The organism is Streptomyces sp. NPDC056948 (genome assembly GCF_042674225.1).
GTDB lineage: Bacteria > Actinomycetota > Actinomycetes > Streptomycetales > Streptomycetaceae > Streptomyces > Streptomyces purpurascens.
Genome location: NZ_JBHUQX010000011.1, coordinates 14,100 through 35,440, shown reverse-complemented (window position 1 = coordinate 35,440; position 21,341 = coordinate 14,100). Strand labels below are relative to the sequence as shown.

The window sequence follows — 21,341 nt, the reverse complement described above, 5'->3', positions numbered from 1 at the left end:
TCAACTCCCTACGGTGATGCCTTTATGCCTTTTGCCTGTTGCGGCGATTTCCGACGGCCATGGAAGCCAGAACGAACAGTACGGCGACGATGAACATGGCCGTGCCGATGACATTGATCTGAACGGGCGTTCCGCGCTGCGCCGATCCCCAGACGAACATGGGGAAGGTGACGGTCGAGCCGGCGTTGAAATTGGTGATGATGAAGTCGTCGAAGGAGAGGGCGAAGGCGAGCAGGGCGCCCGCCGCGATTCCCGGGGCGGCTATCGGCAGGGTGACCCGCACAAAAGTCTGGACGGGGCCCGCGTACAGATCCCGCGCCGCCTCCTCCAGTTTTGGATCCATCGACATCACGCGCGCCTTGACGGCCGTGACCACGAAACTCAGGCAGAACATGATGTGCGCGATGAGGATCGTCCAGAAGCCGAGCTGGGCGCCCATGTTGAGGAACAGGGTGAGCAGCGAGGCGGCCATGACGACCTCTGGCATGGCCATCGGCAGGAAGATCAGCGAGTTCACGGCGGAGCGGGCCCGGAACCGGTAGCGGACCAGCGCGAAGGCGATCAGGGTGCCGAGGAGGGTGGCACCGAGCGTCGCCCAGACCGCGATCTGGAGGCTGATCGACAGCGAGCCGCACAGGTCGGAGACCCCGCACGGGTCCTTCCAGGCGTCCAGGGAGAACCGCTGCCATTCGTAGTTGAAGCGCCCCTTCGGTTTGTTGAAGGAGAACACCGTCACGATGATGTTCGGCAGCAGGAGATAGCCGAGTGTCAGCAGTCCCGCGATGACGACGAGTTTTCTCTTGAGCCAGTTGACGAAGGGCATTTAGACCAGATCCTCCGTCCCGGACCTGCGGATGTAGAGGGTGACCATGAGCAGAATGGCCGCCATGAGAATGAAGGAGAGTGCCGCGGCCGTCGGATAGTCCAGCACTCTCAGGAACTGCGTCTGGATGACGTTTCCGACCATGCGGGTGTCCGTGGAGCCGAGGAGGTCGGCGTTGACGTAGTCGCCGGTCGCCGGGATGAAGGTGAGCAGCGTGCCGGAGACGACACCCGGCATCGACAGCGGGAAGGTGACCTTGCGGAAGGTCGTCCAGGGCCGGGCGTACAGATCGCCCGCGGCCTCGTGCAGCCGGCCGTCGATGCGCTCGAGCGAGGTGTAGAGCGGCAGGATCATGAACGGCAGGAAGTTGTACGTCAGACCGCAGACCACCGCGAGCGGTGTGGCCAGGACGCGGTCGCCGGCGGTCCAGCCGAGCCAATTGGTGACGTCCAGGACGTGCAGCGTGTCGAGCGCGCCGACCAGCGGGCCGCCGTCCGCGAGGATCGTCTTCCAGGCGAGGGTGCGGATCAGGAAGCTGGTGAAGAACGGCGCGATCACCAGGATCATGATCAGGTTCCGCCAGCGGCCCGCGCGGAAGGCGATCAGATACGCGAGCGGGTAGCCGAGCAGCAGGCACAGGATCGTGGCGGTGCCCGCGTAGAGCACCGACCTGATGAACTGCGGCCAGTACGCGGACAGCGCGTCCCAGTACGTGGCGAAGTGCCAGGTGACCTTGTAGCCCTCCTCCAGGGAGCCCGTCTGCACGGACGTGGAGGCCTGGTAGATCATCGGCAGCGCGAAGAAGACCAGCAGCCAGAGGATGCCGGGCAGCAGCAGCCAGTACGGCGTCCAGCGGCCCCTGCGCTTCGGGGGTTTCGGCTCGGGGGCTTCCGGTGCGAGCGGCGGTGGCGCCTCGGTGAGTGTGGACATCAGGCCGCCTCTTCCACTCCGGCATCGGCGTCCTGGGCCGCGTCCAGACCGAAGGTGTGGGCCGGGTTCCAGTGCAGGACGACCTCGGCGCCGGGCACCAGGCGGGGGTCTCGGTCGATGTTCTGGGCGTAGACCTCGAAGCCGGAACAGACCGGGCTGTCGACCACGTACTGCGTCGAGACGCCGATGAAGCTGGAGTCGGCGATCCGGCCCGTGATGCGGTTGCGGCCCTCCGGTATCTCGCCGGCGTCGTCCGCGTGGGCGAGGGATATCTTCTCCGGGCGGACCCCGACCAGCACCTTGCCGCCGGTCGTCGTGGGCGCGCCGCACCGGGACTCGGGCAGGACGAGCTTGCCGCCGCCCGCCTTCAGCACGATCTCCTCGCCGCTCTTGGAGTCGACCTCGGCCTCGATGAAGTTCGAGGTGCCGAGGAAGTTGGCGACGAACGTGGTGCGCGGGTTCTCGTAGAGGTCGGTGGGCGCGCCGAGCTGCTCCACGCGGCCCGCGTTCATCACGGCGACCGTGTCGGCCATGGTCATGGCCTCCTCCTGGTCGTGCGTGACGTGCACGAAGGTGATGCCGACCTCGGTCTGGATGCGCTTGAGCTCGAGCTGCATCTGGCGGCGCAGCTTGAGGTCGAGGGCGCCGAGCGGCTCGTCGAGCAGGAGCACCTTGGGGTGGTTGATCAGCGCGCGGGCCACGGCGACACGCTGCTGCTGGCCGCCGGAGAGCTGGTGCGGCTTCTTGCGGGCCTGCTCGCCGAGCTGCACGAGGTCGAGCATCTCCCCGACCTGCTTCTTCACCGACTTGATGCCGCGCCGGCGCAGACCGAAGGCGACGTTCTCGAAGATGTCGAGGTGCGGGAAGAGGGCGTACGACTGGAAGACCGTGTTCACCGGCCGCTTGTACGGCGGGAGCGCGGTCACGTCCTGGTCGCCCAGCGAGACGGTCCCGGAGGAAGGTTCCTCCAGGCCGGCGATCATGCGCAGGGTGGTGGTCTTGCCGCAGCCGGAGGCGCCGAGCAGGGCGAAGAAGGAGCCCTGCGGCACGGTCAGGTCGAGCGGGTGGACGGCGGTGAAGGCGCCGTAGGTCTTGCTGATGCCCTTGAGGCGGACGTCGCCGGTGGGGTCTGTCTTGTTCGTCATGGTGGTCACGCCCCCGTCAGCTTCGCGAACTTCGCTTCGAACTCGGTCTCTTCCTTCGAGCTCAGCGAGCGGAAGGCGTGGGACTTCGCGGCCATGGCCTTGTCGGGGATGATCAGCGGGTTGTTCGCCGCGTCCTTGTCGATCTTCTCCAGCTCGGCCTTCACCCCGTCGACGGGGCACACGTAGTTGATGTACGCGGCGAGTTCGGCGGCCGGCTTCGGCTCGTAGTAGAAATCGATGAGCCGCTCGGCGTTCGTCTTGTGACGGGCCTTGTTGGGGATCAGCAGGTTGTCGGTCGACGTCATGTAGCCGCTGTCCGGGACGAGGAAGTCGATGTCGGGGCTGTCCGCCTTGAGCTGGACGACGTCACCGGCCCAGGCGACACAGGCCGCGAAGTCGCCGCTGGTCAGGTCCGAGGTGTAGTCGTTTCCGGTGAAGCGGCGGATCTGGCCCTTGTCTACGGCCTTCTGGAGCCGGGCGATGGCCGCGTCGTAGTCGTCGGCGGTGAACTTCGCCGGGTCCTTGCCCATGTCGAGCAGCGTCATGCCGACGCTGTCGCGCATCTCCGACAGGAAGCCCACGCGCCCCTTGAGCTTGGAGTTGTCCAGCAGGTCGGAGAGCGACTTCACCTCGACGCCGTCGAGGGCCTTCTTGTTGTACGCGATGACGGTGGAGATGCCCTGCCAGACGTACGAGTAGGCGCGGCCCGGGTCCCAGTCGGGGCTGCGGAACTGGGCCGACAGGTTGGCGTAGGCGTGGGGCAGGTTGGCCGGGTCGAGTTTCTGCGCCCAGCCCAGGCGGATGAGCCGTCCGGCCAGCCAGTCGGTGAGGACGATCAGGTCCCGGCCGGTGTCCTGGCCCGCGGCGAGCTGCGGCTTGATCTTGCCGAAGAACTCGTTGTTGTCGTTGATGTCCTCGGTGTACTTGACCTTGATGCCGGTGCGTTTCGTGAACTGCTCCAGCGTCGGGTGGTGCTTGCCGCTGTCGTCGACGTCCATGTACTCGGTCCAGTTGGAGAAGGCGACCGTCTTCTCCTTCGCCGAGTGGTCCTCCGCCGAGACGCCGCCCTGCGACGTGCCTGCCGCCGGGATGCCGCAGGCGCTCAGCGTCCCGAGTCCGCCGGCCGCGAGCGCTCCGCCGGCGGAGGCGCGCAGCAGCGACCGCCGGGTGAGGGCGGCCCTGCCGTTCCTGAAGCTGCGCCGCATGGCGGCCACTTGGGCCGGGGACAGGCGGTCGGGCTCGTACTGCTCCATGCGCGTGGTGCCCTTTCGGAGGGTGGGCGGCCGCGGGTCGGGCGGCCTGATGCGGCTATCGGTCCCCGAAGACGGTGCGGTGCCAGTCCTTCGCGGCTACCGCGGTGTTGTCGAACATGACGTGCTTGATCTGGGTGTACTCCTCGAACGAGTACGCGGACATGTCCTTGCCGTAGCCGGAGGACTTGTGGCCGCCGTGCGGCATCTCGCTGATGATCGGGATGTGGTCGTTGACCCACACACAGCCCGCCTTGATCTCGCGCGTGGCACGGTTGGCCCGGTACACGTCCCGGCTCCAGGCGGAGGCCGCGAGCCCGTACGGCGTGTCGTTGGCGAGCGCGATGCCCTCGTCGTCGGTGTCGAAGGGCAGCACCACCAGGACCGGCCCGAAGATCTCCGACTGGACGACCTCGCTGTCCTGGGCGGCGTCGGCGATGAGGGTGGGCCGGTAGTAGGCGCCCTTGGCCAGCTCGCCTCCCGGTGCCTCTCCGCCGGTCACCACGCGCGCGTAGGCACGCGCCCGGTCGACGAAACCGGCCACCCGGTCCCGCTGGACGTGCGAGATCAGCGGCCCGAGGTCGGTACCGGCGGCGAAGGGATCGCCGAGCCGGACGCTCTCCATGAGCGCGGCGGTCCGCTCCACGAACGCCTCGTACAGCGGCCGCTGCACGTACGCGCGCGTGGCGGCCGTGCAGTCCTGCCCGGTGTTGATGAGCGCGCCCGCGACCGCGCCGTGGGCGGCGGCCTCCGGGTCGGCGTCGTCGAAGACCACGAAGGGCGCCTTGCCGCCGAGCTCCAGATGGAGACGCTTGACGGTGGCGGTGGCGACCTCCGCGACGCGCTTGCCGACGGCGGTGGAGCCGGTGAAGGAGGTCATGGCCACGTCGGGGTGGCCGACGAGGTGCTCACCGGCCTCCCTGCCGGTGCCCGTGACGATGTTGATCACGCCGTCCGGGATCCCCGCGTCGGTCGCCGCCCGGGCGAAGAGCAGCGAGGTCAGCGGGGTGAGCTCGGCGGGCTTCAGGACGATGGTGTTGCCGGCCGCGATCGCCGGGAGGACCTTCCAGGCGGCCATCTGGAGGGGGTAGTTCCAGGGCGCGATCGACCCGACGACGCCGATGGGCTCACGCCGGATGTACGACGTGTGGTCGCCGGAGTACTCACCGGCGGACTGCCCCTGGAGATGCCGTGCGGCACCGGCGAAGAAGGCGGTGTTGTCGATGGTCCCCGGGACGTCGAACTCGCGGGACAGCTTCAGCGGCTTGCCGCACTGCAGCGACTCGGCGCGGGCGAAGTCCTCGGCCCGGTCGGCCAGGACCGCGGCGAACCGGTGCAGGGCGTCGGAACGCTCGCCGGGCGTGGCCCCCGCCCAGCCCGGGAAGGCCTCGCGGGCCGCGGCGACGGCCCGGTCGACGTCGGCCGGGCCGGCCAGTTCGTAGCGGAGGACCTCCTCGCCCGACGCCGGGTCGACGACCGCGTGGGTACGGCCGGAGGTGCCCCTGGTCAGGCGGCCCGCGATGAACTGGGCGCCCTCCTCGAAGCGCTCCGCGGCCGGAAATCGGTCGGGGGTGGCGTTGCCCGGGTTGTGCATGTCGCTCTCCTCCGTGTCCCCTGGCGGGGCCGGCGTGGCTCAGACTCGATTTGAGTGCCGATCCTGGCAGAGCAATGACACGCCAACAAGGGATTCCGTTGTTGTTTTTTGGTTACGCGACGGAATCTGTCGACCAGGTGTCGAGTCCGCCGCGAAAAGGCAGGACGGTGTGTCAGTGGTGCGTGCCACACTCGCGTGCATGGAGAAGATCACGGGGGCGGTCGTTTCCCGGGAGGCCCTGATCAGGGCGTCCCGCGGCGGCGCGAGGATCAAGTATCTGCACTTCTGGGGGCACCGGCCGCGGCCGGACGGCCGGATCGGATCGAGCTGTCTGAGCCAGTGGTGGCCGGCGCCGTTCACGGTGGCCGGCGTGGAGTACGCGACGGCGGAGCACTGGATGATGGCGGGCAAGGCCCGGCTGTTCGGGGACGCGGCGGCGGAGCGGGCCGTGCTGGCTGCCGGGCATCCCGCCGAGGCGAAGAAGGCCGGGCGGCTGGTGCGCGGCTTCGACGAGGCGATATGGGAGCGGGAGCGCTTCCGGATCGTCGTGGACGGCAGCGTCCACAAGTTCGCCGCGCATCCCGGGCTGCGGGAGTTCCTGCTGAACACGGGCGAGAGGGTGCTGGTCGAGGCCAGCCCCGTGGACCGGGTGTGGGGCATCGGGCTGGCCGCGGACGACGAGGCGGCGTCGGATCCGGAGCGGTGGCGAGGGCCGAACCTGCTGGGGTTCGCGCTGATGGCGGCGCGGGAGCGGCTGCGCGGGGTCTGAGTGAGGTCATCACCGAGGACATCACTGAGGGCATGAGTGAGGGGCCGGCCCACGGGACCGGCCCCCTCTGAGCGGCGGCTTCAGCTCGCCGCGCCGAGCCCGCCCATGATGCTGGCGAAAAGCAGGAAACCCAGCAGCGGCAGGATCACCGTCGCGATGATGCCGCAGACCAGGCCGGCGGTCGCCGCGCCCTTGTTGGTGGCCTCACCGCGGGTGGCCCTGCCGCGGCCGATGGCGCCGAAGATGATGCCCAGGATGCCCAGGATCACGCCGAAGAACCACAGGAAGAAGGTCAGGCTGCACACCACGCCGATGATGCCCAGCACCAGTCCGGTGGTTCCCATGCCGTTGCTCGGCTGCGCGGGCATCCCGTAGCCGGGCGCCTGCGGGTAGGCGGCGGGCGGCGCGGCCGGGTAGCCGGGGCTGCCCTGGGGGTAGCCGTAGCCCGGGCCGGACTGCTGCGGATAGCCGTAGCCGGGGGCCGGCTGCTGTGGGGGCTGCGGCGGCTGGGACGGCGGACCGAACCCACCGGGGGTGGGGTTGGTGTTGGACATGGACGTTCTCCCCTCGTTGTCAGACCAAGGCATCGTAGTGGCCAAGTCCGCCGAGGAGGACGGGTGTTTCAGCGGTGGGACGGTGCGGTGGCCACGGGGCCGCGGGCGCCGTAGTACGGGTCGTCGTCGGAGGAGGTGTCGCTGTTGATCGCGGCCGTGATGCCGACGGCGATCAGGACGATCACCGTGATGCCGAGGATGATCCCGATGATGCCCATGATCAGACCCGCCTGGGCCTGGCCGTGGTTGGTGGCGACGCCCGCCTCGGCCCGCTTGCGGCCCTTGATGCCGAAGACCACGGCGAGGATGCCGGTGACGAGGGAGACCACGCCGTACAGGCAGAACAGCGTGCAGGAGACGATGCCGAGCACCATGGCGGCGATGCCCATGCCGTTCTGGGGGGCCATCGGCATGCCGGGCCAGCCGTAGCCGCCGCTTTGCGGGTAGCCGGAGCCCGCCTGGGGGTAGGCGGGGTAGCCGTAGCCGCCGGGGGCCGCGGGCGGGGGCGGGACGGTGGGGCCGGAGCCGGTGTGGTCGAACTGCGGCATGCCGGCGGGCGGGGTGAAGCCGGCGCTGGGCATGGAGGTGACCGTGGCCTGGTCGTGCACGGACGGCGGCTGTGGCGTCTGGTTCTTGTCGAGTGAGGTCTTGCTCTCCGGCGGCGCCCACGGGTCGTGGCTGCCTCCGTCTGGTTGCGTCGCGTCCGTCATCGTGAATCCCCCCGGGATCGTTCGTGCCGTCATGCTACGGGGCGGTTCGGTGCGTGCCATCGTGCGGGTGCATCGGGGCTGGTCGCGCAGTTCCCCGCGCCCCTGAGGGCTGCGCTGTCGCACCGCCTACGATGAAGCTCGAGTCATCGATCAGCCGATCACCCGCGCCCGCCCGCCTGCGCCGGCAGGGGCGCCGTTCCGGGGAGGAACCCTTGGCCCAGCATCTTGTCGACCCCCACGCCCCGCGCGACCTCACGGCGTTCATCGCGGAACTGCCCAAGGCCGAACTGCATGTGCACCACGTGGGCTCCGCCTCCCCCCGGATCGTGTCCGAGCTGGCCGCCCGGCATCCCGACTCCAAGGTGCCGGCCGATCCCGCGGCCCTGGTGGACTACTTCACCTTCACCGACTTCGCCCACTTCATCGACGTGTACCTGTCGGTCGTCGACCTGATCCGCACCCCGGAGGACGTCCGGCTGCTCACCTACGAGGTGGCCCGTGACCTGGCACGGCAGCAGGTGCGGTACGCCGAGCTGACCATCACGCCGTTCTCCTCCACCCGCCGCGGCATCGACGAGCGCGCCTTCATGGACGCGATCGAGGACGCCCGCAAGGCCGCCGAGTCCGAGTTCGGGACGATGCTGCGCTGGTGCTTCGACATCCCCGGCGAGGCGGGTCTGGAGGCCGCCGAGGAGACGACCCGGCTCGCCACCGACGACCGGCTGCGCCCGGAGGGCCTGGTCTCCTTCGGTCTGGGCGGGCCCGAAGTCGGCGTGCCCAGGCCGCAGTTCAAGCCCTACTTCGACCGGGCGATCGCGGCCGGGCTGCACTCCGTACCGCACGCCGGCGAGACCACAGGACCGGAGACGGTGTGGGACGCCCTCACGCATCTGCGGGCCGAGCGCATCGGCCACGGCACCAGCGCCGCGCAGGACCCGAAGCTCCTCGCGCACCTGGCCGAGCACCGGATCGCGCTGGAGGTGTGCCCGACCTCCAACATCGCCACCCGCGCGGTCCGCACCCTCGACGAGCACCCCCTCAAGGAGTTCGTCGAGGCCGGGGTCGTCGTCACGATCAACTCCGACGACCCGCCGATGTTCGGCACCGACCTCGCCAACGAGTACGCGGTGGCCGCCCGGCTGCTCGGCCTCGACGAGCGGGGCCTGGCCGAGCTGGCGAAGAACGCCGTCGAGGTGTCCTTCCTGGACGCGGCGGGCAAGGCCCGGATCAAGGGCGAGATCGACACGTACACCGCGGGGTGGCTCGACCGGTGACCTCCGTCCCCCTCGCCGTCGGCCACCGGGGCGACCCCTATCGGCACCGCGAGAACACCGTGGCCTCGCTGCGTTCCGCGCTGCGACGGGGTGCGGACGCGGTGGAGATCGACGTACGTCTCACCCGGGACGGCGTGCCGGTGCTGCTGCACGACGACACGCTGAAGCGGCTCTGGGAGCACGAGCGGCCGGTGCGCGCGCTGTCCTGGGAGGAGGTGCGCGGGCTGACCGGCGGCGGGGTGCCGTCCCTGCCGGAGGCGCTGGCCGCGACCGAAGGGCACCGGGTGATGATCGACCTGCCCGGCTCGCCCGGCGTGCGGTCGGTGCGCCGGGTCATGGACGCCGTACGGGAGGCCGGGGCGGCGGACCGCGTGTACTACTGCGCGGGCGCCGACGCCATGCTCGCCGTGCGCGCGGCGGACCCGGACGCGGAGATCGCCCTCACCTGGACGACTCTGGCCCCGCCCCGGCCGGTCCTGCTGGAGGCGATCCGCCCGCGCTGGCTCAACTACCGTTTCTCCCTGGTGGACCGGCCCCTCGCCGAGCAGGTGCACCGCGACGGGTATCTGCTGTCCGTGTGGACCCCCGACACCCGCCGCTCCATGCGGCGGCTCCTGGACGCCGGGGTGGACTCGATCACGACCAACCGCATCGACGTGCTGTGCGCTACACGCGCGAGCGCTGCGGCACCGTCGCCGGATCGGCCGGGGTCGAGCGTGTGACGTACTGCGGCACCGGCGCGCTGTCCGTGCCGGTGTCGCGGACGAGGCCGTAGCGGAGGGCGCCCTGGTCGGGGCCGGCGTTGATGTCCTCGTCCACGGCCTGCCGGTTCGACGGGAAGACGGTCAGGCCGTAGTCGCAGCCCCGTTCGTTCTGGGTGAGGGTGACGGTGCCGTCGACGTAGAAGTACTCGTTCTGCCACATCTGCTGGGTGCCTGACGGCAGTTCGGCGTATCCGATGGCGGGCCCGCCCATGCCGGTGGCGTAGCCGTTCGGGGCGCCGGGCAGCGGGTCGTCCATCCGGCGCCAGCCGCCGGACGCCACGTGGAAGAGCTTGCCCTTCAGGCCGGTCCAGGAGGGCATGACCAGCGCGCCGGGCCGGGACTTGGGCGAGATCTGCCAGCGGACCAGGACATAGCCCCGGCCGCTCAGCGTCACGCTGTCGCCCCGGTGCTGCATGACCGCTTTCGGGCCGCCGGTGCTGGTGATGCCGGGCTCGGGGCGGCGCGGCAGGGCGGCGGGCCGGGCGTTCGGGTCGGGGGCGCGGTCGACGGCGTCGACGACCGTGCCGTAGGGGTCGGCCTTCTTCGTCGGCGAGGGCTTCGGGGCGGGCGGGGCGGAGGGCGGTGGGGGGCCGGAGGTGGTGGCCGTCGCCGTGGGGGTGACCGCGGCCCGGGGCGGCGGGGCGTCCGGCGGCTGGGTGACGACGTAGGCGCCGCCCGCGACGATGGTCGCGCCGGCGGTCATCGCGACGGCCGGCTTGGTGAGGGCGCCGAGCAGCTTGGCCGACCAGCCGACCGAGCCGGCGGCCACGGCCGTCTTGCCGCCGAAGGCGAGCGACAGGGTGAACCCGACGGGCAGCGGGACGAGCGCGATGCCGACCAGGAGGCGTTCCGCCGGTACGACGGACTCGCGGGTGTCGCCGCAGTAGCCGCAGCCGCGGATGTGCCGGGCCAGCCGTTTGCGCCACACCGAGTCCGGCCTGCCGTTCCAGCGGCCGGTCAGCTCACGCAGGTCGGCGCAGGCGCCGTCCAGGGCGCGGACGATGCCGCGCGAGGTCTCCAGGCGCTCCTTCATCCGCTGGACGCGCACGGCGGCGTGCTGCCGGGTGATGCCGACGGCGGCGGCCAGTTCGCGCCGGGTCAGTTCGCCCGCGACCTCCAGCCACCACAGCGACAGCAGTTGCCGGTCCTCGTCGTCGAGCCATCGCGCCGCCTCGGCGACCTCGCGCCGCTGGCCCTCCAACTGGAGCCGCAGCACGGTCAGTTCGGCGAAGTCGGAGGACTCCGTCTCCTCCAGCCGTTCCGGGGTCCTGCGGCGCGCGCGGTCCCGTATCTGCCGCATGGCGATCGCCACCAGCCAGGACCGGAAGCTGTCCGGGTCGCGCAGTGAGCCGAGGTTGCCGACCGCGCGCAGCATGGTCTCCTGGACGACGTCGTCGACGTCGGCGTGGCCGTTCAGGGCCCGGCCCACGATGTTGTAGACCAGCGGCAGCCAGCCCGCGACCAGCTCGTCCAGCGCCTGCCGGTCGCCGTCCTGCGCCGCCGTGACGGTGGCGCGCCAGTCCTGACTGTCCACGGTGGCCTCTCGACGCCTGGGATCACTGATGTCCGGATCACTGATGTTCCGCACGCACCCTCTCAGCCGGTCCCGGGGTCCCCGCTATGTCGGGGATCACAAGGTGGAGACGGCGTGAAGGGCGGGCGATAACACTTTTTGGCGCCGCGTCGTGGCGCCGGGACCTTCCCCTCGAGTGGTCAGTCCCTGCTCAGCGCCTGTCCCAGCTCACCCCTCCGCCGTATGCCCAGCTTCTTGTAGGTGCTGGTCAGATGGGTCTCCACGGTGCGCCGGGCGAGGTGGAGGAGGCCGGCGATCTCGGCGTTCGTACGGCCGCCGGCCGCCAGCCGGGCGATGCGCAGCTCGCTTCCGGTGAGGGCTCCGGAGCCGGTGCGGGCGGTGGCGGCGCGACGGCCCCCGCCCTCGCGCAGGGCCTCCTCCGCCAGGGTCCGCAGCCGCACCGCGCCCAGGCGTTCGGCGCGTTCCGCGGCGGTGCGCAGACAGTCCCGGGCCCGGGCGCGTTCGCCGGCGGCGGTCAGTTGCCGGCCCTGCGCGAGGAGCGCGGCCACCAGTTCCCCCTCCGTGGCGGCCGGCGCGTCCGCGAGGAGGGCCACGGCCTCCTCCGCCAGGTGCAGGCCCCGGCGGCCGCCGGTGACCGTGCCGAGCACCCTGAGGGCGCGGCCGACCGTGCGGGGCGTGCCCCACACCCGGGCCAGGCGCAACTCCTCCTCGGCCAGGGCGAGCGCCTCCTGGGGGCTGCCGAGGGCCAGCCGGCATTCGGCGGCGGCGGAGCGCCACGGGGTGACGACCGGGCTGACCACGTCGCGGCCGGTCTGGCGGCGGCCGCACTCCAGGAAGTCGTGCAGGGCCCCGGCCGTGTCGCCCGCGTCGGCGCGCTGCACGCCCCGCGCGTACAGGAAGCGGTTCAGCTCCCAGCTGTCGGGCGCCTCGCGCAGGTCGAAGCCGTCCGCGAGCCGCCGGGCCTCGGCGGCGCGGCCGGTCTCCACGAGTGCGATCAGGGTGGTGGCGTGCACGTTGGAGGGGCCGTGGGCGTGAGTGGGGGGTTCGGCGGGCAGCAGCGTGTACTGGCCGCGCGCGGCGGCGATGTCGGCCCGTGTGTTGAGCAGCGCCGCGTGCATGGGGTGCAGCAGGTCGGGGCGCTGTCCGGCCAGGCCGCGGTCCACGAGGCGGTCGGCCTCGTCGAGTTCGTCGGCCCACTGGGCGACCGCGGCGGACGTGCCCAGCAGGAAGGGCTCGGTCAGCGGGTGGGCCGGCTCGGCGAGGAGCGCGCGCACCTGCCGCATCGCGTCGCCCGCCGAGGCCAGTGCGGCGCTGGCCGCGTACCGGACGAGCAGCGCCCGGGTCGCCGGTCCCACGAGTTCCGGTGAGCGCTCGACGGTCTCGGACAGCCGGCGGTACACCTCGCTGCGGACCGTCTGGTCCTGGTCGGACAGCAGGGCGGACGCGGTCTGGAGGGCGCTGCCCAGGTCGGGGTGTCCGGTGAGCTGGCCGTCCACCGTGCGCAGTACCTCCACGGCGGCGCGGGCCCGGCCGCGTCCGGCCAGCGCGGTGCCGAGGGCCACGGCGGCACGCACCCGGTCCTGCGGTGTGCCGTGCAGCCCCAGTGCCTCGGTGAGCCGGGGGATGCCGGCCGAGGATTCCCGGCCCGCGCACTCCAGGGAGCCCAGCTCGGTCAGCACCCGCTGCCGGTGGTCGTCGGGCAGCGGCTCCTCCAGGGCTCTGCGCAGGAGCGCGACGGCGTCGTCGGAGCGGCCGTCGCGCAGCGCGAGGGAGGCGGCGTCCCGCAGCACGGCCGGGGCCCAGGAGGCGCCCACGGGTCCGGACCGCAGCAGGTGCCGTGCCACCGCGGCGGTGGGGGCACCGCGCTGCAGCAGCGCGTCGGCCGCGGTCCGGTGCACCGCGCGCCGCCGGGCCGCGGGGACGCCGGTGAGTACGGCGTCCCTCAGCAGCGGATGGGCGTAGCGGGGCAGGCCGTCCGGGCCGGGGCGCAGCAGGCCGAGCCCGGTCATCGCGGTGAGCCAGCCCGCCACCCGGGCCGGATCGGCACCGGCGAGCTCCCCGAGCAGACCGGCCGGCGCGTCGCCCCCGGCCGCTCCCCCTTCCACCCGCTCCCATCCCTCCTCGAGCACGGCGAGAGCCCGGGCCACCTCCGCCGTGCCGTTCCCGGCACTGTCCAGCCACCACTGCACGGCGGCCACATAGGAGCCCTGGTACAGGGCGGCGGAGGCCTCGGGAAGGGCGGGGTACGGGAGCGGGACGCCGGTCGCGTACCCGCCGGAGGCGCTGAGGTCGTCCAGGAGGGCCCTCAGCAGCAGGGGGCTGCCCGCGCCGGCCCGGACGCAGCTCTCGACCCATGCCGTGGGGGCGTCCGGGTGCTCCACGCGCACCAGGCCGGTCGCCGAGTCCGGGGTGAGCGGGGGCAGGGTGTGGGTGTCGACGAGGGCGGGAGAGAGGGTGTGGGTGAAGCCGGGGGCGGGCGGATCGACGTCGTACTGGCCGCGTTCGGTGACGGCCAGCAGGATCGGGAGAGGTAATCGGTCCACGTGCCGGGCGGCCTCCACCAGCCAGCGGTACGAGGGACCGTCGGCGAGGTGGACGTCGTCCACGGCGAGCAGCAGCGGGGACTCACCGGCGTACGAGCGCAGCGCGTGCCGGAGCAGGACGGACTGCTCGCGCTCGTCGCCGGCCGGGTCGGCCTGCCCCGAGCCCGGTACGGGTCCCAGGAGTTGGAGCACGGCGGCGAACGGCGCGGCCGCCCAGCCCTGCGAGCAGCGGGCGCGCAGCACCCGTACGCCCTGGGCGGCGGCGGCCTCGGCGGCCGCCTCCCGGACGCTGGTCCGGCCGGTGCCGGTGGCTCCGCGCAGCAGCACGAGGCCGCCCGTCCCGGATCGGGCGCGTGCGAGGCCGGCCGCCAGCAGGGCAGCGGCCTCCCGGTGTTCGGCCGGCCGCGCACGCCGCGACTGCTCGAGCTGAGGATCGGGCATTCCTGCCTCCCTGGTCGGACGTGGCGTCTTCCCCCGTCGAGGACGGCCTGCGCCCGGGGCTGGTGCCGTGACAAGTGCCACGGCGGCGAGTTCCGGCCCCGGTGGAACCGGACGGGCCGTCACCGCACGGCTGCTCTGCGGCCGCCGGCGATCTCGTGGTCGGCGCGGGGCCGATCTCGTGGTGCGCCTCGTGGTGATCCACGATTGCGACCGGACCGTCCGCCCCAGAAGGGTGAGGAGTGCACATCCGCCACCGACCCCACAGAGGTGGCGCGTACGTGGACATAGGGGAAACGGTTGCTCAGCTCATCGCGGACCACACGCCCCGGCACGGCCGATTCCGCGTCCCGGATACCCGTGGCGGTACACGCCACGGACCCGATAACGCGCGAGGGAGCGCTCAGCCAGCTGCGCCGGTTCCCGGAGATCGACCTGCGGGAGGAGACCGAGTCCGGCCCCGGCACGGTGGCCCTGCTCATCGACGACGTCCTCGACGACACGGCCCTGACCCGGCTGCGCCGGGTGGTGCGCAGCGAGGGCGCGCGGGCGGTGCTCGTGGTGTCCGCGCTGCGGGAGACGGAACTGCTCGACGTGATCGAGTGCGGGGTCGGTGCCATCGTCTGGCGCCGCGAGGCCACCGCGACCCGGCTGGTGCAGGCCGTGCTCGCGGCCGCCCGCGGCGACGGCGACCTGCCCGCCGATCTGCTCGGCCGGCTGATCAACCAGGTGGGAACCCTGCATCGCGGCGCCGCCGGCCGTACCGGAGCTCCGGCCTCGGGGATGACACCCCGTGAGGTGGACGTACTGCGGCTGGTGTCCGAGGGACTCGACACCGGTGAGATCGCCAGCAAGCTGTCCTACTCCGAACGCACCGTCAAGAACGTGATGCACGGGCTGACCACCCGACTGCACCTGCGTAACCGGGCACACGCCGTGGCCCATGCCCTGCGGGAAGGCTACATCTGACCGAACGGGCATCCGAAGGCGACCCCACGGGCAGCGCTTTCTGCCCCGCCGCCGTCCCCGGCGACCCTGCGGGCCGTGGCGGGGCGGAGGGCAGGATCGGATACGGCGGCGCACAGCACGGCAGTGTGGGAACGGGAGCACATCGGTGATCCACGAGGTGGACGAGGTTCTCAAGAACCTGCTCAGCGGCGGCGCACTGGCCGGTTCCGGCATCGACGTCGCGCTCGACGCCCCGACCCGTGACTGGGCGGCCCGCCGCAACGCGCCCACGATCAACGCCTATCTGTACGACATCCGGGAGGACGTCGCCCGCCGCCAGCGGGGCCATGTCCCGGTCCACGACGAACGGGACTTCGTCGTCAAGCACCGGCAGCCGCCCCGCTGGTTCCGCCTGTCGTACCTGGTGACGGCGTGGACGAAGCAGCCCCAGGACGAACACCGGCTGCTGTCCGCGGTGCTGGCCACGCTGATCCCGCGCGAGCTGATCGGCTCCTCCGAACTGCCGGGGTCCCTCGGCGCGTTGGGCATGACGATCCCGATGTCCGTGGCCGGCACCCAGACCGAGTCGCGTTCCCTCGCGGAGATCTGGTCGGCGCTCGGCGGCGAACTCAAGCCGTCCCTCGACCTCGTGATCACCGCCCCCTTCCCGGCCTACCCCGAGTACGACGCCGGTCCGCCCGTCACCGAGGGCGTGGCGGTCCGTGTCCGCACCGTGGACGACACGCAGCCGCGGACGGAGGAACGCGCCCACAGCGCACGGCAGGTGGCGGCGGCCCAAGAGGCCCGCGAAGCCCGCAGAACGGCACGACGGGGCCAGGGACCGGACCGCACGACATGACCACGCGGACGTCCGACACCGAGACCCCCGCCACCGCACTCCTCTCCCGCCTGGCCGAACTGCGGGACCGGGTCGCCCTGCTGGTGGAGCACCGGTCCGCCGGCGACCCCACGGCAGGCGACCCGCTGCGCGGCCTGTACCTGTCGGAGGAGGCCGTACGGCATCTGCTGCGCCCGGCCGAGCAGTTGCCGCTCAGCTCCCCCGGCACCGGCGGGCCGCCCGGACCCGACGCCGGTCTCGACCGTCTGGCCGGCCTCTCCGCCCGGCTCCGCCTGACCGAGCTCGACACCGCGCTGCTCCTCATCGCCCTCGCCCCCGACCTGGACCGCGGCTTCGAGCCGCTGTACGGCTACCTCAACGACGACGTCAGCCGCCGGCGGGCCACCGTCGCGCTCGCCCTCGACCTGTGCGGGATCCCCGTGCACCTGGCCGAGGGACGGGCCCGGCTGCATCCCACGGCCCCGCTGTCCGCGCTCGGGCTGCTCACCGTGGAGGAACCCGAACGCCCCTTCCTCAGCCGCGCGCTGCGCGTGCCGGACCGTCTCGTGGCCCACCTCCTCGGCGACGAGACCCCCGACGCGTCACTCGCCGGCCATCTGCAGACGCTGCCCGCGCCGGAGGCCGGTACGGACCTCCCCGGCCCGGACGACGAGGCCGCCCGGATCGCCCGTCGGCTGGCCGCCCTGCTGGTCTCCGGGCCGCCGCTCACCGTGTATCTGCGCGAGCGCCGCGAGGGCGACGGGCTTCCCTGTGTCGACGCCGCCCTGCGCGCCGCGGGCGTCGCGGCCGTGCGGTTCACGGGTCCCGAGGACCGCGTCCCGGACCTGCTGCGTGAGGCCCGGCTGAGCGACCGTGCGGTCGTCGTCACGGGGCTGCCGGAACAACCGGCGGCGCTGTTCCGGGAGTTGGCCGCGGCGGTCGATGTCCCCGTGCTGGTGACCGGGTCCCGCCCGTACGACCCCCAGTGGTGCGACCAGGACCCACTCGTCCTGGAGGCACCCGCACAGCGCGCGGGCGCGGTGGACGCCTGGTCGGCCGCGCTCGGCGGGGAACCCGGCTTCGACCTGGCCGCCACCGTCGCCCCGTACCACCTGGCCGGTGACCACATCACGCGTGCCGCCCGTGCGGCCCGGGGCCTCGCCGACTTCGACGGGACCCCGCTCTCCCCCGCCCACCTGCGCCTCGCCGCCCGGCAGCAGTCCGCCTCCGGCCTTGAGCAGCATGCCCGCCGGATCCGGCCCGACGTGGACTGGCGGGACCTCGTCCTGCCCGACGGGCCCCTGACCCAGCTACGGGAACTCGCCCTGCGCGCCCGCCACCGCGACCGGGTCCTCGGCGACTGGCGGCTCAGCGCGGGCGGCGGCCGGGGCCGGGGCGTCCTCGGCCTGTTCGCGGGCGAGTCCGGCACCGGCAAGACACTCTCGGCGGAGGTCGTCGCGGCCGACCTCGGACTCGATCTCTATGTCGTCCAGCTCTCGTCCGTCGTCGACAAGTACGTCGGCGAGACCGAGAAGAACCTGGAACGCATCTTCACCGAGGCCGACCGCACGGACGCGGTGCTCCTCTTCGACGAGGCCGACGCCGTCTTCGGCAAGCGGTCCGAGGTGAAGGACGCGCACGACCGGTACGCCAACCTGGAGAGCGCCTATCTGCTCCAGCGGCTGGAGTCCTTCGACGGCATCGCTCTGCTCACCACCAACCTGCGCGCCAATATCGACGAGGCGTTCACCCGGCGTCTGGACCTGATCGTCGACTTCCCGTTCCCGGACGCCGGGCAGCGCCTCGCGCTGTGGTGGCACAGCCTGTCGCACGTGCCCCGCGCGGACGGCATCGAACTCGACGCGGTGGCCTCCGGCTTCGAGCTGGCGGGCGGCTCCATCCGCAGCGCGGTGGTGACCGCCGCGTACCTGGCCGCGGGGCGCGGGGGCAACGTCACGGCGGACGACCTCCTGGAGGGCGCCCGCCGTGAGTACCGCAAGGCCGGCCGCCTGGTGCCGGGGGAAGGCACCTGGTAGCGGCCTCGCGCTCAGTCCTCCGACGGCTTGACGATTTCCCATTCCTGGTCGTCGGTGTTGGAGCAGTCGAAGAGGGTCAGGTTGGTGCCGTCGACGCCGGTGCTGTAACCGGCCACGTCCAGGCACTTGTTGTTGCTGGCGAAGTTGCGGATCCAGTAGGCGCCGCTCGGCTGCTTGTCGATCCACCACAGCTGGTTGTCGCGGGTCGTGCCGTCACAGGTGTACTTGGTGATCGGGGACCGCACGTCAGCCGCCCCGTAGTAGGGCAGGTCCACGCAGAGCTGCTCCTTGACGTTGCGGATCAGGAAGAGCGCGTGGCCGCCCGGCCCCTTGTCCGGTTCCGTCACCTCGAGGTTCCACCGCTGGGTGCCCTGCGGGGACTCGTTGCACGTGTACTGATGCGGGCGGCCGTCGTCCTTACCGGCGCCCGGAAGGCCGACGCACATCTTGGTGGTGGTGTTGCGCAGCAGGATGTTCTCCGCCGGCACCACGGGCTTGGGGGGCTTCTTGGTCTGCTTGGGCGCGCCTCCTCCGCCGCCCTGGCCGTCGCCGCCCTCCGGCTTCTGCGGGGTGGGTGACGGGGGCGGCGGGGCCGAGGTCAGGGACGGGGTGGGGGTCGGGGACGGCTCGAGGGTGCTGCCGGCGGCGGCCGGCGACGCGTCGGCCTTGGTGATGACCGAGGGCTTGTAGGCGAGCCACAGCATGAGGAAGGTGAACGCGAGGGCGAACAGGATCCCGAAGAGGGTCGCCAGCCAGCCCGGCAGGAACCCGCGCTGGACGAACGTCCCCTCCACGGGCATCGCCGTGGCGCCGGACCGCTGCACGGCGAGGGTGTAGGGCCGCTGTTCCTTCGACCCGAACCAGATGATGTTCTTGGGCTTGAGCGTGGTCTTGACGAACGCCGCCCGGCCCGGCTCGATCTGCACATTGGACGGGTGGATGTCGTACGACAGTTCGTCGCCGTTGTCGCTGCCGCTCAGGGACGCGGTCAGCTTGGTGTTGCCCACGTTGTCGACGGCGAGCCGGGGCCGCCCCCGGAACCGCCCCTTGACCGTGGGCGGCACCAGCTCCGCCCGGACCTCGGTGAACGGCGTGATGGTCAGGTTGCCCTCGGGGACGGTCGTCGCCTCGGGATGCTCGGTCGGCGTGATCCGCACCGCGTACGGGTTCGGGCCCGCCGTGGCGTCCGGCGTACGCGGCGGCGCGAACGTCAGCTCCACCGTGCCGGTCGTGCCGGGGTAGAGGCGCAGGGACGCCGGCTCGACCGTCGTCCAGGGGGCGACGGGGCCGACCGGTTCGAAGCGGTACTCGTCGACGATGTCGCCGGTGTTGCGCAGGCGCAGGCGCACGCGCGTGCTGCTGCCCGGGTCGACGGTCGCGGAGGCGGGTTCCAGAGATGTCCACAGGCTCACGTCGCGACGCTAGCCGGGGTGTGCACGGCGCGTCAGGAAGCTTAAGGGCACGATGAGAGGGCCGAACGGGCCACGGTGCGGGCCATCAGGTCCGGGGCGCCGGTGCGCCGGTCGCCGTCAGGACGAACTGGGCGTAGGAGTCGGCGTTCATGAGGGCGCGCCGCCCCAGGGCGTACCAGTTGGACTGCTTGCCCAGGTACGTCTGCTCGTCCTTGCCGTTGAACTCCTTCGGATCGCGCACCTTGCGCCGGTCGAGCATCGCGGGCTCCATCGCGGCCGCCACCTCCGGATCCGCCGACGCCGTGAACTCGTCCTCCTGCACCTCCTCGAAGTACGGGCTGTACTGGTAGTCGAGGGTGCCGGCGAAGCGGTGCGTGGCCTCGTGGACGATGTACCACGCGATCTGGCCCGGCTCCAGCAGGTGGATCGGTCCTGAGCGCTCCATCAGGGGCGGCAGTTCCTCGCTCATCTTGTCGTGGCCGAGGCTGAACAGACCCGCCACGTTCTCCGACAGGTTCCCGTCGACCCAGGCGGTGGCGTTCTGCGGCACGCCCGGCACACCGCTGCCGACCAGGGCGATCTTCGCGCCCTGCGCGTTCAGTCCGTCGTGGATGCGCTGGACGATCTCGGCGATCCGGGGCAGGAACGGCGCGAGCGCCCCGGGAGGGGCGGTCCGGAACACGGGGAAGCCCGATTCCAGACCCGCCGGCAGCGCCCCCTCGGGGTCGCCGTCGGCCTCCCTCAGCATCTTCAGTGCCGAGGCGATGCGCTGCTTGGCCTCGGCCACCGCGCGGCTGGTCTGTGTCCTGCGCCGGACGAGATCCTTCTCGGAGATCCGGCCCTTGGTGGAGAACGCGACGTTCTCGCTGCTGTGGAGCCGCTCGCTCTCGTCGTCGTACGTGTCACCCGGGTGGGGCTTCCTGCCGGGGTCGAGGCCCAGCTCGGCGGAGGTCTTGAGAGCGCCGGCCCCGCCCTCGCTACGCCACCGCTAGTGCGGTCGTTCGCGTTCGTCCTGGACGCCGGCGCCCTGGTCGAACGTCCACACGGTCCGCTGGACGGTCCCCTCGCCCGTCGCGCCGCCGGCCGGCCCGCCGGTGCCCTCGGCCGCTGTCGGCTGAACGGCGGGCACCGGACCGTTCATCACCCGCCGGGCGTTGTCCACCGCGTGTCGCTCGCCCGAGTCGCCCACGTCGGACATCCTGACGCCGGCGCCGCTGTCCGTGCCGGGGACGGGGCCGGCCATCTGGTCCTGGAAGTGGGTGAGTTCGTGCGCCCAGTCCTCCTTGGTCAGCGGCGCGCCCTCGACGATGTGGGCCCCGGACGTGTACGCCTTCGCGCCCAGCTCCGCCGCCGACTCCCGGGCCAGCGACCCCTTGTGCACACGTACGCCGCTGAAGTCGGCGCCGCCGAAACGGGCCTCCATCTCGGTCCGCAGCCCGGAGTCCATGCGCTGCCCCGGGGTGTTCACCACGTCGTGCACCAGGGCGCGGCGCTGTACGGAGGGCGTGTGCCCGCAGTGCGCGTCGTGCTCGTGCCGCTCCTCCGCCACGGTCCGGGCCACGGCCGCGTTGCCGGCCATGCGCTGGAGCGCCAGCATCGGGTGCGCCGGCACGCCGGGCGCGTTCGCGCTGCGGTCGTCCCGATCGGCGGTCCGCTTGCCCCCTGTTCCGTGTGCGTGCACGGCGTTCTCCTCGACTCGACGGCTGACCCGTCAGTTTCGCCCGCCGTGGCCGTGGAAAGGGAGGGCCACGAGGGCAGAGGTGAGGGCAGGGCCCGCTC

The 21,341-nt window shown here is 72.1% G+C and carries 18 protein-coding genes; 6 read left to right on the top strand and 12 right to left on the bottom strand.

Annotated elements, in window-relative coordinates; genetic code table 11:
* Positions 1-22 precede the first annotated feature (22 nt).
* From ACFTZL_RS02880 to ACFTZL_RS02860, 5 genes are read right to left on the bottom strand one after another with little or no spacing between them, the layout of a single operon-like run.
* Positions 23-823, bottom strand: coding sequence for an ABC transporter permease (locus tag ACFTZL_RS02880; protein WP_382577435.1), 801 nt, complete (start codon positions 821-823; stop codon positions 23-25).
* On the bottom strand, positions 824-1,753 hold the full coding sequence (locus ACFTZL_RS02875) for an ABC transporter permease (protein ID WP_382577433.1): 930 nt from the start codon (positions 1,751-1,753) through the stop codon (positions 824-826).
* A complete protein-coding gene (locus ACFTZL_RS02870; RefSeq protein WP_382577430.1) occupies positions 1,753-2,898 on the bottom strand; it encodes an ABC transporter ATP-binding protein in 1,146 nt (381 codons plus the stop codon). The genes ACFTZL_RS02875 and ACFTZL_RS02870 overlap by 1 nt, the downstream gene beginning before the upstream one ends.
* A gap of 5 nt (positions 2,899-2,903) precedes the next feature.
* Complete coding sequence (locus tag ACFTZL_RS02865; protein ID WP_382577428.1) at positions 2,904-4,151, bottom strand: spermidine/putrescine ABC transporter substrate-binding protein; 1,248 nt, start codon at positions 4,149-4,151, stop codon at positions 2,904-2,906.
* A 55-nt stretch (positions 4,152-4,206) separates the two neighbouring features.
* Entirely contained in the window at positions 4,207-5,742 is a 1,536-nt protein-coding gene (locus tag ACFTZL_RS02860; protein WP_382577427.1) for a gamma-aminobutyraldehyde dehydrogenase, read from the bottom strand.
* A gap of 199 nt (positions 5,743-5,941) precedes the next feature.
* Between ACFTZL_RS02860 and ACFTZL_RS02855 the strand changes: the two genes are divergently transcribed.
* Positions 5,942-6,511, top strand: coding sequence for an NADAR family protein (locus tag ACFTZL_RS02855; protein ID WP_382577424.1), 570 nt, complete (start codon positions 5,942-5,944; stop codon positions 6,509-6,511).
* A gap of 80 nt (positions 6,512-6,591) precedes the next feature.
* On the opposite strand, the gene ACFTZL_RS02850 is transcribed toward ACFTZL_RS02855, so the two are convergent.
* Complete coding sequence (locus ACFTZL_RS02850; RefSeq protein WP_382577422.1) at positions 6,592-7,065, bottom strand: DUF4190 domain-containing protein; 474 nt, start codon at positions 7,063-7,065, stop codon at positions 6,592-6,594.
* A 68-nt stretch (positions 7,066-7,133) separates the two neighbouring features.
* A complete protein-coding gene (locus ACFTZL_RS02845; RefSeq protein ID WP_382577419.1) occupies positions 7,134-7,775 on the bottom strand; it encodes a DUF4190 domain-containing protein in 642 nt (213 codons plus the stop codon).
* 212 nt (positions 7,776-7,987) lie between these two features.
* Here ACFTZL_RS02845 and ACFTZL_RS02840 point away from each other — a divergent pair, with 212 nt between their 5' ends.
* Together ACFTZL_RS02840 and ACFTZL_RS02835 are read left to right on the top strand one after the other, a co-directional pair.
* A complete protein-coding gene (locus ACFTZL_RS02840) occupies positions 7,988-9,049 on the top strand; it encodes an adenosine deaminase (protein ID WP_382577416.1) in 1,062 nt (353 codons plus the stop codon).
* Positions 9,046-9,771, top strand: coding sequence for a glycerophosphodiester phosphodiesterase (locus tag ACFTZL_RS02835; RefSeq protein ID WP_382577414.1), 726 nt, complete (start codon positions 9,046-9,048; stop codon positions 9,769-9,771). Before ACFTZL_RS02840 ends, ACFTZL_RS02835 begins: the two co-directional genes overlap by 4 nt.
* On the opposite strand, the gene ACFTZL_RS02830 is transcribed toward ACFTZL_RS02835, so the two are convergent.
* Together ACFTZL_RS02830 and ACFTZL_RS02825 are read right to left on the bottom strand one after the other, a co-directional pair.
* A complete protein-coding gene (locus tag ACFTZL_RS02830; protein ID WP_382577411.1) occupies positions 9,716-11,347 on the bottom strand; it encodes an RNA polymerase sigma factor in 1,632 nt (543 codons plus the stop codon). The two genes, ACFTZL_RS02835 and ACFTZL_RS02830, sit on opposite strands and share 56 nt — an antisense overlap.
* 179 nt (positions 11,348-11,526) lie before the next feature.
* Positions 11,527-14,331, bottom strand: a complete 2,805-nt coding sequence (locus tag ACFTZL_RS02825) for an AAA family ATPase (RefSeq protein ID WP_382577409.1) — start codon at positions 14,329-14,331, stop codon at positions 11,527-11,529.
* A gap of 297 nt (positions 14,332-14,628) precedes the next feature.
* On the opposite strand from ACFTZL_RS02825, the gene ACFTZL_RS02820 reads away from it, so the two are divergent.
* The 3 genes from ACFTZL_RS02820 (at position 14,629) to ACFTZL_RS02810 (ending at position 18,150) form a co-directional block, all read left to right on the top strand.
* On the top strand, positions 14,629-15,297 hold the full coding sequence (locus ACFTZL_RS02820) for a LuxR C-terminal-related transcriptional regulator (RefSeq protein ID WP_382577406.1): 669 nt from the start codon (positions 14,629-14,631) through the stop codon (positions 15,295-15,297).
* 145 nt (positions 15,298-15,442) lie between these two features.
* Positions 15,443-16,135, top strand: a complete 693-nt coding sequence (locus ACFTZL_RS02815; RefSeq protein WP_382577405.1) for a DUF4255 domain-containing protein — start codon at positions 15,443-15,445, stop codon at positions 16,133-16,135.
* Positions 16,132-18,150 carry an ATP-binding protein gene (locus ACFTZL_RS02810; protein WP_382577403.1) on the top strand — a complete coding sequence of 673 codons (2,019 nt, stop codon included), beginning with the start codon at positions 16,132-16,134 and terminating at the stop codon, positions 18,148-18,150. The genes ACFTZL_RS02815 and ACFTZL_RS02810 overlap by 4 nt, the downstream gene beginning before the upstream one ends.
* An 11-nt stretch (positions 18,151-18,161) precedes the next feature.
* On the opposite strand, the gene ACFTZL_RS02805 is transcribed toward ACFTZL_RS02810, so the two are convergent.
* The 3 genes from ACFTZL_RS02805 to ACFTZL_RS02795 form a co-directional block, all read right to left on the bottom strand.
* Entirely contained in the window at positions 18,162-19,562 is a 1,401-nt protein-coding gene (locus tag ACFTZL_RS02805; protein WP_382577400.1) for an RICIN domain-containing protein, read from the bottom strand.
* Between the two features lie 85 nt (positions 19,563-19,647).
* Positions 19,648-20,349 (bottom strand): hypothetical protein, encoded by a 702-nt coding sequence (locus tag ACFTZL_RS02800; RefSeq protein WP_382577399.1) that lies wholly within the window; start codon positions 20,347-20,349, stop codon positions 19,648-19,650.
* Between the two features lie 201 nt (positions 20,350-20,550).
* Entirely contained in the window at positions 20,551-21,243 is a 693-nt protein-coding gene (locus ACFTZL_RS02795) for a DUF4157 domain-containing protein (protein ID WP_382577396.1), read from the bottom strand.
* Positions 21,244-21,341 lie beyond the last annotated feature (98 nt).

Coding starts and splice junctions, on each gene's coding strand:
- ACFTZL_RS02880 (WP_382577435.1), bottom strand. CDS start 823: ATGCCCTTCGTCAACTGGCTCAAGAGAAAACTCGTCGTCATCGCGGGA.
- ACFTZL_RS02875 (WP_382577433.1), bottom strand. CDS start 1,753: ATGTCCACACTCACCGAGGCGCCACCGCCGCTCGCACCGGAAGCCCCC.
- ACFTZL_RS02870 (WP_382577430.1), bottom strand. CDS start 2,898: ATGACGAACAAGACAGACCCCACCGGCGACGTCCGCCTCAAGGGCATC.
- ACFTZL_RS02865 (WP_382577428.1), bottom strand. CDS start 4,151: ATGGAGCAGTACGAGCCCGACCGCCTGTCCCCGGCCCAAGTGGCCGCC.
- ACFTZL_RS02860 (WP_382577427.1), bottom strand. CDS start 5,742: ATGCACAACCCGGGCAACGCCACCCCCGACCGATTTCCGGCCGCGGAG.
- ACFTZL_RS02855 (WP_382577424.1), top strand. CDS start 5,942: ATGGAGAAGATCACGGGGGCGGTCGTTTCCCGGGAGGCCCTGATCAGG.
- ACFTZL_RS02850 (WP_382577422.1), bottom strand. CDS start 7,065: ATGTCCAACACCAACCCCACCCCCGGTGGGTTCGGTCCGCCGTCCCAG.
- ACFTZL_RS02845 (WP_382577419.1), bottom strand. CDS start 7,775: ATGACGGACGCGACGCAACCAGACGGAGGCAGCCACGACCCGTGGGCG.
- ACFTZL_RS02825 (WP_382577409.1), bottom strand. CDS start 14,331: ATGCCCGATCCTCAGCTCGAGCAGTCGCGGCGTGCGCGGCCGGCCGAA.
- ACFTZL_RS02810 (WP_382577403.1), top strand. CDS start 16,132: ATGACCACGCGGACGTCCGACACCGAGACCCCCGCCACCGCACTCCTC.